The sequence below is a fragment of the Gilliamella sp. B3464 genome (genome assembly GCF_026536145.1).
Taxonomy (GTDB): Bacteria; Pseudomonadota; Gammaproteobacteria; order Enterobacterales; family Orbaceae; genus Gilliamella.
Map to the genome: position 1 here is coordinate 56,718 of NZ_JAFNOQ010000003.1, position 11,869 is coordinate 68,586.

The window sequence follows — 11,869 nt, forward strand, 5'->3', positions numbered from 1 at the left end:
ACCAATTAAATTGTTAAGGAATAAAAATGTCACAAAATTATCATATTGCAGTGTTACCTGGTGACGGTATTGGCCCTGAAGTAATGAAGCAAGCTTATAAAGTACTCGACGTTATTCGCCAAAAATATAATCTTTCAATAACTACCAGTGAGTATGATGTTGGTGGCGCCGCTATTGATATCCATGGCTGCCCATTACCAAAAGAGACGCTTGAAGGTTGTGAAAAAGCTGATGCGATTTTGTTTGGTTCAGTTGGTGGTCCAAAATGGACAAACTTACCCCCTGATCAACAACCAGAACGCGGCGCATTATTACCATTACGAAAGCATTTTAAATTATTTGCTAACATGCGCCCTGCTAGTTTGTATCAAGGTTTAGAAGAATTATGTCCTTTACGTGAAGATATTGCAAAACGTGGTTTTGATATTTTATGTATGCGTGAACTAACTGGTGGTATCTATTTTGGTTTACCTAAAGGTCGTGAAGGTTCTGGCCCTCAAGAGCGCGCCTTTGATACGGAAGTTTATCACCGCTTTGAAATTGAACGTATAGCTAAAATGGCATTTGAAGCTGCCAAAATTCGTCGCAAAAAAGTCACTTCTGTTGATAAAGCAAATGTATTACAAACATCAATTTTATGGCGTGAAGTTGTAAACGAAGTCGCTAAACAATATCCAGATGTCACACTTGAACATATGTATATCGATAATGCAACCATGCAACTTGTAAAAGATCCCTCACAATTTGATGTCATTTTATGTTCAAATTTGTTTGGTGATATATTGTCTGACGAATGTGCAATGATTACCGGTTCAATGGGAATGCTACCATCAGCAAGCCTTAACGAGCAGGGGTTTGGGTTATATGAGCCTGCTGGAGGGAGTGCACCGGATATTGCTGGTAAAAATATTGCTAATCCAGCCGCACAAATTTTATCGTTAGCATTACTAGTGCGTTATAGTTTAAAACGTGATGATATCGCCAAAGCTATTGAAAATGCAGTTAATAAAGCTTTAGAACAAGGTACCCGTACTATCGATCTTGCTCGTGGTGGTAGTTATGTTTCAACCGATGAAATGGGTGATACCATTTGTCGTTTAATTTAATTTTTAGACTAAGGGTTAATAAATCATGTTAACCCTTTTAAAGAATATTAAAGGAATATAAGCAATGTCTACAAAACCAAAAACATTGTATCAAAAATTATATGATGCACATGTTGTTTATGAAGCACCAAATGAAACCCCTATTTTATATATCGATCGCCATTTGGTTCATGAAGTTACCTCACCACAAGCTTTCGATGGCTTACGCGCGATGAATCGTAAAGTCCGCCAACCACACAAAACATTTGCAACTATGGATCACAATACTTCAACCAAAAGTAATGATTTAAGTGCGTGTAGTGAAATGGCTCGAATCCAGTTAACTGAGTTAGCTAAGAATGCAAAAGAGTTTGGCGTATCTTTATATGGTTTACAAAGTCCATTACGAGGTATTGTTCATGTTGTTGGGCCTGAACAAGGCATGACATTGCCAGGTATGACCATTGTTTGTGGTGACTCACACACGGCTACCCATGGCGCATTTGGAGCGCTAGCTTTTGGTATTGGAACATCGGAAGTTGAACATGTATTAGCGACCCAAACCCTAAAACAAGGGCGAGCGAAAACCATGAAAATTGAAGTCAAAGGTCAGGTTGCCGACGGTATTACCGCTAAAGATATTATTTTAGCGATTATTGGTAAAACGACCAGTGCTGGTGGTACAGGACACGTAGTTGAGTTTTGTGGTGAGGCGATTAAATCCTTATCAATGGAAGGCCGTATGACATTATGTAATATGGCTATTGAAATGGGCGCTAAAGCAGGATTGGTCGCACCTGATGAAGTCACTTTTGAATACTTAAAAGGTCGCCAATTTTCACCTAAAGGAGAAGATTTTGACAAAGCCGTAGCTTACTGGAAAACCTTAAAAACCGATGAAGGAGCGCATTTTGACAGTGTAGTTACCCTTGAAGCTAAAGATATTGCGCCACAAGTCACTTGGGGAACAAATCCAGGGCAAGTAACCGCTATTGATAAGCAAGTACCCAATCCACAAGATTTCTCTGATCCGATTGAAAAACAGTCTGCTGAACGTGCATTAGCCTATATGGGATTAACTGCCGGTACTAAGATGTCTGATATTAAGATCAATAAAGTATTTATCGGATCTTGTACGAATTCACGCATTGAAGATTTACGCGCTGCCGCTGCTATTGCAAAAGGACGAAAAGTTGCGCAAGGCGTACAAGCTTTAGTCGTACCTGGTTCTGGACCAGTCAAAGAACAAGCAGAAGCTGAAGGATTAGATAAGATTTTTATCGATGCAGGATTTGAGTGGCGCTTACCGGGTTGTTCAATGTGCTTAGCGATGAATGATGACAAATTAGCACCAGGCGATCGCTGCGCGTCAACCAGTAACCGTAATTTTGAAGGGCGTCAAGGTCGTGATGCTAGAACCCATTTAGTGAGTCCTGCAATGGCGGCGGCGGCTGCCATTACTGGTCATTTTACAGATATTCGTAAACCATTTTAAGGAGACTTGTCATGGCAAAATTTACAAAACATACAGGTCTAGTTGTGCCATTAGATGCAGCTAACGTAGATACGGATGCTATCATTCCTAAACAATTTTTACAAAAAGTCACGCGTACCGGTTTTGGTAAACATGCTTTTCATGAGTGGCGATTTTTGGATGATGCAGGTCAAAAACCTAATCCCGATTTTGTACTGAACAAACCGCGTTATAAAGGGGCAAGTATTTTATTAGCGCGCGAGAACTTTGGGTGTGGTTCATCACGAGAACATGCACCATGGGCACTTGCGGATTATGGTTTTAAAACTATTATTGGTTCAAGTTTTGCTGATATTTTTTACAATAATTCGTTTAATAATCAGTTATTGTTAGTGAACTTATCGGAAGAAGACGTTGACGAACTATTTAAAATAGTTGAAGCCAATGAAGGAATTGAATTTACAATTGATCTTGAGAATGAAGTTGTTATCGCTGGAGATAAGCAATATTCGTTTAAAATCGATGCATTCAAACGCCACTGTTTATTAAATGGTTTAGATAATATTGGCTTAACCCTACAACATGAAGATGCTATTAGTGCATTTGAACATAAAATACCGACATTTTTAGCATAATTTTAACTTTGGGCACAAAAGTGCCCAATACCGAGATTACCTATGGCTACACATCACGATAACGTAAAAAAGCAATTTGGTGAGCAAGCAGATGCCTATTTAACAAGTAAAGTACATGCTCAAGGGCCTGATCTTGAATATTTGGAAACGTTTCTTAGTTCCTATTCTGATGCACAATTACTCGATATGGGATGTGGTGCTGGTCATGTGAGTTTTATTGCAGCAAAATATGTTAAACAGGTTACGGCTTACGATCTATCTGATGAGATGTTATCGGTAGTTGCTTTAACAGCTGAAAGTCGTGGTTTTAGCAATATTTCAGTCAAACAAGGTTATGCCGAGTGTCCACCCTTTGCCGATAACCAATTCGATATTGTGGTAAGTCGTTATTCAGCACATCACTGGCATGATGTAGGTAAAAGTATACGAGAACTACACCGCATCATCAAACCTAACGGAAAATTAATCATAATGGATGTTGTGTCACCTGGCCACCCTGTTTTAGATATTTGGCTACAAACTATTGAAGCTATGCGTGATACTTCTCATGTTCGTGATTATACTCCAGGTGAGTGGTTAACATTCTTAACCGAAGCAGGTTTTAGCATAGATAATATAAAACGCCATCGCTTAACCTTGTCCTTTGACACATGGGTTAAACGCATGCGAACACCTGAACGCTTAATTGATGCAATAAGGCTGTATCAAGAAACTGCAGCCAACGACACAAAGACCTATTTTGAACTTCAAACAGATGGATCTTTTACGACAGATATGATGATTATCGAAACAACAAAATTAATCTAGTATTAATTGTTGATAGTGACCAAACAATTTTATCCTTAAAGTTGTTTTCTTTGATTTGATGAAGGTATTGATAAAGCTTCACGGTATTTTGCCACAGTTCGACGAGCAATAATAATTCCTTGTTCTTCAAGAATTGACACTAACTTGCTATCACTCAGTGGCTTTTTACTATCTTCGCCTGAAATATACTTTTTAATTAATGCTCGAATGGCGGTAGAGGATGCTTCACCCCCAGAATCGGTATTTACATGGCTAGAAAAAAAGAATTTTAACTCAAATATGCCACTTGGACATTGTAAATATTTTTGGGTCGTTACGCGGGATATGGTTGATTCATGCATATCAATTGCCGCCGCTACATCCGATAGAATCATGGGTTTCATATACTCTGCGCCATGCTCAAAAAACTGCTGTTGATGTTCAACGATAAATTGGCTTACTTTAAGTAACGTTTCATTGCGATTTTCAACACTTCTGATAAACCAATTGGCATCTTGTAGATGTGATTTTATGTATTGGCTATCACTTTCACTGGCTAACTTTTCCATCGCCGCATACTGCTGGTTAATACGCAGAGCCGGTACTGTATCAGTATTCAAATCAACTATCCATTTGCCATTTACTTTTTTGACTAGTACATCTGGGATAATATAATCTGGAGGGGTCGTGTTGACAGCATCACCTGGATAAGGATGTAAATGCTGAATAAAATTAATCGCTTCTTTTAATTGTTCATCACTGGCATTTAATACTTTTTTTAAAGTTCTGTAATCATGAGTTGCCAATAAATCAAGATAATTATCAATAATTTGTTTAACTAATGAAGGAACTGTTACATGTTGAGTTTGAATTGATAAACACTCTTGTAACGATCTCGCACCAACGCCTATTGGATCAAAATGCCAGATTCGCTTTAAAACCGTTTCAACTTCAGTCAATTCAATTTCACTATTACCCTGCTCTTCTAATATTTCATCTAACGTAACTGTTAAATAGCCGCTTTCATCAATCGCTTCAATAATCGATACCGCAATGGCGCGATCAACATCGCTAAAAGGCGTTAATTCAAGCTGCCATTTTAAGTAATCATGCAATGTTTCATGCGTTTCGCCTTGATAAATAGGCAACTCATCATTACGATAGTCAGAATGCGTGCCCGATGGTGTACCTGCTGTGTAAATATCATCTAACGAGGCATCTAATGGTATATCTTCAGGGATCTCTTGACTATCTAACGCTTGTCGAGTATCGATATTTTCATCTGAAGTATTTTGTTCAACACTGATTTCATCATACTGATCAGCCACTTCTAACAAGGGATTATTTTCAAGTGCAGTTTGAATTTCTTGTTGTAGTTCTAAAGTTGACAACTGCAAAAGTCGAATCGCCAATTGTAATTGTGGTGTCATCGATAGTTGTTGAGAAACTTTCAGTTGTAAACTTGGTTTAATCATAATCGGAATTCATTTCCTAAGTAGACTTTTTTAACATATTCGTTACTTAAGATACTATTTGGTGTTCCTTCAGCAATTAAATGACCTTTATTAACAATATAAGCACGCTCACATACATCAAGGGTTTCGCGAACATTGTGGTCGGTAATCAATACACCTAGCCCTCGATCACGTAGATGCTTAATAATATTTTTAATATCAATAACAGAAATAGGGTCGACACCAGCAAAAGGTTCATCAAGTAAAATAAATTTAGGATTGGCTGCCAGCGCCCTTGCAATTTCAACCCTACGCCTTTCACCACCCGATAAAGACTGACCAATACTATCGCGGATATGGGTGATATGAAACTCTTCAAGCAATTCTTCTGCTCGATTTAATTTTTCATTTTTATCGATATCTCGACGCGTCTCTAAAATCGCCATAATATTATCAATTACAGATAATTTTCTGAAAATAGATGCTTCTTGGGGTAAATAACCAATCCCTTTTTGCGCTCTTTCATGTAGAGGTAAAATACTGATATCATGATCATCAAGATAAATTTTACCTGCATTCAATGTGACTATTCCTACCACCATATAAAACGTTGTTGTTTTACCTGCGCCATTTGGCCCTAGTAATCCAACAATCTCACCTGAGTTGACCGTCAAACTGACATCTTCAACAACCTTTCGTTTTTTATATATTTTGGCTAAATTAATCGCCTTTAAAATTGACATATTATTTTTTTATCTCTTTAATTTGACTTGGGATAATAGTACTTTTTACGCGACCACTTTTAGGCTGAGCCATAATTAGCTGTTTTTTAACATCATAGGTAATAACTTGGCTAACTATATGATTATCTTCTTGAAATAACTCTGCCTTTCCTTGTAAAACGACATTGCTTTGTTTCACATTGTAAATAATTTGATCCGAATGACCTGTAACAATTTTGTTATTCTCTGGCAATATTTGTTTAAACTTTACTGGATTACCATAAGCGGTAATTTTCTGTTTTGTCGAATCTTGCATATCAGTTATCACAACTTTATCTGCCCAAATAGTTAATCCCTCTTGAACAATTTGCACATGACCTATAAAAGTAATAATATTTTTATCAATATCAATTTGTTGGTTATCGGCATCAATAGTGATCGGTTTATTATCAACAAACATCTTTTGATCCGTTTTGGTTGGTGATGTTGGTTCGGCTGGTTCTTGTGCAAAACAAGCAAACGATGTTGATAGCATAAAAAATAATGGAAAAAGTAGCTGTTGTTGCAATTTCATGTTCTATTTTGCCTCGGTATTATAATATGTTTTAACATTCTCAAGTATGTTTGCAGTCTTTGCTTGCAAATCGCCAGCTAATCCTAGACCTGTTGAGTAAAAACCAACACCTTTGATAGTAACTGGATCTTTAGACGTTACAAGTTGTGTATTTAAATCAATGACAGCATTATCGGTATTAACACGCTGTAATTGAGCATTGGGGGTCAAATTATCCAATTGAACATCATTATAAAGATAAATGTGTTTATCATTAGTCAATGTCGCAGTTTTGGCTCGAATATGCCATGTGACAGTGTGGTCTTGATCATAAAGCGTTAAATTTGGAAGATCAAATTCCGTATTATTTGAATCATCAAAATGTCGTACTTTGCTAGATTCAATCTTGTATACAATTTCGCCTGATAAATCATACACATCTGTTGTCATGTCATCGCTCTGATAAATTGGCGTATCAGTTAAATTAACAGAGGATTGCGTGGTTGCGTCATTGTCTTTTTGATAATTATAATAGACGCCAACTACCACAATAATAAGCAAGATACAGATTATATTTTTTTTATTCATAACATACATTAATCACGCAAATAAGATTGATCAATAATAAGGAAAAATCATTATCTTGAAGTTTAATATTTTTTCCATTTTACTTTATTTTTTATTAAATTAATATCTGACATTGAAAGAAGTTAATCCATTTTCAGGTAATAATTCGCAACTTTTTATATTCGTAATATGAGCGGAAGCTGGTCCTCCCTGCTCAAGCCATTGTGTAAACTGAGTAAGTTGTAAATTATCGCCTTGTATGACAATTTCGACATTACCATTATCCAAATTTTTAACATATCCTAACAGACCAAGCTTTTGTGCTTGTTGATAAGTAAAAAACCGAAATCCTACACCCTGAACAAGGCCGCTAACACATATTTTAATTCGTTTTATCATATTAAAACCGAGTATTTTTATTTTAAAGTTGACAATAATTAATCGCAAGGTAATGGCCATTAAAATAGGTAAACCATTATTTTATTCCTGATAATAAATCAACAATGATAAAATAGAAATCGGTAATTGATTAAATACATCATTATGTTCAAATCACCAATAAAATTAAATGATAAATTGATTCATTATTTAATCTAACTTTAAAAGTTTTGATAACAAAATGCATACCAATTTATCTATCAGTGATAGCCACATTCAGTGGCATCTAAAACAACTTTATCAGGGATAACTAAACCAGAATTTTTTGTTATCCATAATATTATCTAATCAGACAATAATTATGAGTCATTATGGTTAAGGAAAGGGTTAACACTTAACACACAATATTAGCCGTAAAACTGATAGGTTATGCATTAAGCTACTACTATTTATTGGTATAATTATCAAATGCTCTAAAATTTTTAAAAATTATATTAGACAAAATAAATTTGACTAATATAAGTTAATCAACAAACCACATATTATGTTGTTGTGATACAATTTTTATTGTTTTTAATATCGTTGCTAAATGCTCATGAAGCGCAAGTGTAGCCATTTCCGGATCATGCTTTTTTAATGCAATAACAATTTTTTCATGCTGTTTAACTAGGTCTTCTGGTGGGGATATATCTTCTAAAGTAAGGTATCTTACCCTGTCCATCATTGCTTTGATATTTTCGACGGTTTCCCATGCCATAGGACAATCAATAACATTCATTATAATCTGATGAAATTCATCATCTTTTTCAAGAAAATAACCAATATTTTTATGTTTGTTAGCATCAATTTGTTCTTTTAGATTTTTTTCGAGTAATAAAAGATCTGAATCACTAATTTCTTGTGCTGCACGTTTAATAATTGCACACTCAACAGCATCGCGAATAAATTGACCATCAATGACTTTTTTAACTGATATTTTCGTTACAAAAGTGCCACGTTGTGGAAGAATTTGGACCAATCCAGCTTCTGCTAGTTTAATAAAAGCTTCACGAACCGGTTGGCGTGAAACATTAAATTGACTTGAGATATCTTTTTCAGACAATAAAACACCCGGTAATACTTGGCAAGTGATGATTGCTTTTCTTAATTGACGATATATTTGTTGATTAACAGGTTCTGAGACAGTTAACACTTCAGATTTGAACATATATGTTTTTCAAATAACAAACTAGCATGAAAAGAATAGTAGGGGATTTTTGAATATAAGAAAAGTTTTTTATTTAATAATAAAAGTGCAATCATCTAATGATCATTGCACTTTGCTATTAATTATTGTTAGTGGAATTAAAAATTTTGAGTGATTTGTTTAACTGTTTGTTTTGCGCCTATATCGCGTAAAGAAAGATAAGCGTTAGTTATCTGCTCAATAAACAATGGATTTGTTGGTAGATCCTCTCCAAAAACATGTGTTAAAGATAACAGCGCATTAACTCGTTCTTGATTATCAGAACTGTTTAAAACCAACGCTTTTAATTGTTCGGCTGCTGGATCGCAAACGTCAATAACGTTACCATTATCATCCACGCCACTCACATAACGCATCCAAGCAGCAATACCCAAGGCTAAACAATCAAATGGAGTACCATTAGCCAAATGATAACGAACAGAATCAAGCATACGTTGTGGGAGTTTTAACGTTCCATCCATTGCAATTTGCCATGTACGATGTTTTAAACCGGTGTTGCGATAACGTTCAAGTAATGAATCAGCATAAGCTTTTAAATCAACACCTTTAACCCGTAATGTAGTTGCTTGTTCATTTAACATTAAATGTCTAGCTGCTTTTACATAATTAGGATCTTGCATGCACGCATCTATATGCAAATATCCAGCTAAATAACCTAAGTAAGCCAAAAAGGAATGACTACCATTTAACATACGTAATTTCATCTCTTCATAAGGCAATACATCATCCACTAATTCTGCCCCTGCTTTTTGCCACTCAGGACGACCAGACACGAAATTATCTTCAATCACCCATTGCCTAAATGGTTCACCAGCGATACCTGCCGAATCATCAATACCACCAAGTTGTTTTTTTATTTTAGCCATTGTTTCTGGCGTTGCCGCAGGTACAATTCGATCAACCATCGTTGATGGGAAAGCCACATTATCCGCAATCCATTGCGCTAAATTTTCATCTCGCTGCTTAGCCAAGGCTAACACAACATTACGAGTAACATGTCCATTTTCTGGCATATTGTCACAAGACATAACGGTGAAAGGTTTTAATCCTTGATCTTTACGTAAACGTAAAGCTTCTACAATAACACCAGGAAGCGATTTAGGTGTATGTGGATTAGCAATATCATGATTAATCAATGGATTATTGGTATCAATTGATGCTGTTGAGGGTAAATAGCAATAACCTTTTTCAGTTACTGTGATCGACACAATCGCAATTTCTGGACGAGTCATCACATCTAAGACTTTGTGTATTCCATCAATATCTGCATGTAATGCTTCTTTTGCAATACCTACAACACGAGTATTCCAGTTATCATAAGACATTTCACAAACACTAAATAAAAAGTCTTGCTGTTTTAAATCTTCAATCTGTTTTTCACCACCGATTAAATTAACTTCACAATAACCCCAATCGCTATTGTGTTCATTAGCTAAAATATCAGCAAAGACCGCCTGATGAGCACGATGAAATGCCCCAAAACCAAGATGAACAATTTTGGTTTTAATTTTGCTTCTATCATAAGTTGGGACAACTACCTCTTTAGGTAGTTGTGATAAAGTTTGATTAGATAATTTCATTTTTTATTCCATCTAATTTTTACTATCTGCCGCATCGTGTAGGTCAGCTAAATCACGATCTTTTACCTCCGGCATAAGCATAGCCGAGATGAGGCCAATACATGAGTAAACAATAATCATAGCGACAATTGGCCACCAATCATTAACCATTTTACAAAAAATTCCAGCCAGAATTGGACCAAATCCAACAGCAACTAAACCGCCTGCTTCTTTAGATATTGCCATTTGAGTGAATCGATTGCGAGCACCGAACATTTCGGCCATAGTGATGTTTTCCAGGGCAAATAAACCTAAAACTGCAATATTATGAATAAGAATCAAACATAATGTAATCGTATTTACTGAATGATTTTTATCAACAATAATCGATAACATTGGATAAGCAAGTATAATTGCAGACAATGTTAGTATAATATAAGGAATTTTCCGACCTACCTTATCTGATAACCAACCTAAGAAAGGAATTGTCAAAAAACCAACAATTGAACTAAACATGATTGCATCAGTTGGAATACTTTTATTAAATAATAATGCTTGCACTAAATATCCCGCTAAGAAAGTTTGGATTAGGCCAGAATTTCCTGCTTGACCAAAACGTAATCCTGTCGCTAACCAAAATGATTTACTTTTAAACATTCCAAGTAATGAGATATGTTTTGTTACATCACTATCATTTTTTAGTGCATTAGTATCATTAACCTCATCAAATACAGGGCTTTCTTTTAAATTCATTCTTAGCCAAATTGCAAAAATCATAACAACAACGCTTGCAATAAATGGAATACGCCATCCCCATGCAACTAATTGATCTTTGTCTAACAAAAAGAACATAAATGCCCATATTGCTGTTGCACTTAATGTTCCACAGTTAGTCCCCATTGCAACTAATGAAGAAATTATTCCTCTTTTTCCTTTTGGTGCATATTCAGCGAGCATTGTTCCTGCACCAGAAATTTCAGCACCTGCACCTAATCCTTGAATAATACGCAAAACAACCAACATCAATGGCGCAAAAATACCTACTTGAGCATAAGTTGGTAGTACACCAATAAGTGTGGTACATACCCCCATCATGGTAATAGTAATGAATAGAACTTTTTTACGGCCGATTGCATCCCCCATGCGACCAAAAATAAAGGCACCAATGATTCGTGCAACATAACCCGCACCATAAGTTCCCATCGCTAAAATCAACGCCATAATAGCTGATTGTTCTGGAAAGAAAATTTCATGAAAAACTAAAGCAGCACCTAAAGAATACAATTGAAAATCCATAAATTCTAAAGCTGTTCCTAACCAGCCTGATACTGCGGCTTTGACTAAATCCGAAGTATCCCTCTCACTCTTATTTCCCATATTATTCATACTGTTCTCTCTTATAATATTTTA

At 35.7% G+C, this 11,869-nt stretch carries 12 protein-coding genes; 4 read left to right on the forward strand and 8 right to left on the reverse strand.

Annotated elements, in window-relative coordinates; genetic code table 11:
* The first annotated feature begins 26 nt into the window (after positions 1 to 26).
* From leuB to J3U57_RS04250, 4 genes are all read left to right on the forward strand, one after another.
* Positions 27 to 1,106, forward strand: coding sequence for a 3-isopropylmalate dehydrogenase (gene leuB, locus J3U57_RS04235; RefSeq protein WP_065633829.1), 1,080 nt, complete (start codon positions 27 to 29; stop codon positions 1,104 to 1,106).
* A gap of 64 nt (positions 1,107 to 1,170) precedes the next feature.
* Positions 1,171 to 2,580 carry a 3-isopropylmalate dehydratase large subunit gene (gene leuC / locus J3U57_RS04240; RefSeq protein ID WP_267343931.1) on the forward strand — a complete coding sequence of 470 codons (1,410 nt, stop codon included), beginning with the start codon at positions 1,171 to 1,173 and terminating at the stop codon, positions 2,578 to 2,580.
* Positions 2,581 to 2,591: 11 nt separating this feature from the next.
* Positions 2,592 to 3,194, forward strand: a complete 603-nt coding sequence (gene leuD / locus J3U57_RS04245) for a 3-isopropylmalate dehydratase small subunit (RefSeq protein WP_267343932.1) — start codon at positions 2,592 to 2,594, stop codon at positions 3,192 to 3,194.
* Positions 3,195 to 3,236: 42 nt separating this feature from the next.
* Positions 3,237 to 4,001: a class I SAM-dependent methyltransferase gene (locus J3U57_RS04250; RefSeq protein ID WP_267343933.1), complete on the forward strand. Its 765-nt coding sequence runs from the start codon at positions 3,237 to 3,239 to the stop codon at positions 3,999 to 4,001.
* Between the two features lie 35 nt (positions 4,002 to 4,036).
* On the opposite strand, the gene J3U57_RS04255 is transcribed toward J3U57_RS04250, so the two are convergent.
* The 8 genes from J3U57_RS04255 to J3U57_RS04290 all read right to left on the reverse strand — a co-directional run bounded on the left by J3U57_RS04255 (position 4,037) and on the right by J3U57_RS04290 (position 11,836).
* Positions 4,037 to 5,452 carry an RNA polymerase factor sigma-54 gene (locus J3U57_RS04255; RefSeq protein WP_416379581.1) on the reverse strand — a complete coding sequence of 472 codons (1,416 nt, stop codon included), beginning with the start codon at positions 5,450 to 5,452 and terminating at the stop codon, positions 4,037 to 4,039.
* The gene (gene lptB, locus J3U57_RS04260) at positions 5,452 to 6,177 is read right to left on the reverse strand and encodes an LPS export ABC transporter ATP-binding protein (RefSeq protein WP_267333507.1); all 726 of its coding nucleotides are present in this window, start codon (positions 6,175 to 6,177) and stop codon (positions 5,452 to 5,454) included. The genes J3U57_RS04255 and lptB overlap by 1 nt, the downstream gene beginning before the upstream one ends.
* A gap of 1 nt (position 6,178) precedes the next feature.
* The gene (gene lptA, locus J3U57_RS04265; RefSeq protein WP_267343934.1) at positions 6,179 to 6,730 is read right to left on the reverse strand and encodes a lipopolysaccharide transport periplasmic protein LptA; all 552 of its coding nucleotides are present in this window, start codon (positions 6,728 to 6,730) and stop codon (positions 6,179 to 6,181) included.
* A gap of 3 nt (positions 6,731 to 6,733) precedes the next feature.
* Positions 6,734 to 7,297: an LPS export ABC transporter periplasmic protein LptC gene (gene lptC, locus J3U57_RS04270; protein ID WP_267333509.1), complete on the reverse strand. Its 564-nt coding sequence runs from the start codon at positions 7,295 to 7,297 to the stop codon at positions 6,734 to 6,736.
* Between the two features lie 99 nt (positions 7,298 to 7,396).
* Complete coding sequence (yccX, locus tag J3U57_RS04275; protein WP_267333510.1) at positions 7,397 to 7,675, reverse strand: acylphosphatase; 279 nt, start codon at positions 7,673 to 7,675, stop codon at positions 7,397 to 7,399.
* A gap of 502 nt (positions 7,676 to 8,177) precedes the next feature.
* Complete coding sequence (locus J3U57_RS04280) at positions 8,178 to 8,861, reverse strand: GntR family transcriptional regulator (RefSeq protein WP_267343935.1); 684 nt, start codon at positions 8,859 to 8,861, stop codon at positions 8,178 to 8,180.
* 137 nt (positions 8,862 to 8,998) lie between these two features.
* Positions 8,999 to 10,480, reverse strand: a complete 1,482-nt coding sequence (locus J3U57_RS04285; RefSeq protein ID WP_267333512.1) for a mannitol dehydrogenase family protein — start codon at positions 10,478 to 10,480, stop codon at positions 8,999 to 9,001.
* Between the two features lie 12 nt (positions 10,481 to 10,492).
* Complete coding sequence (locus J3U57_RS04290; protein WP_267344017.1) at positions 10,493 to 11,836, reverse strand: MFS transporter; 1,344 nt, start codon at positions 11,834 to 11,836, stop codon at positions 10,493 to 10,495.
* Between the last annotated feature and the right edge of the window lie 33 nt (positions 11,837 to 11,869).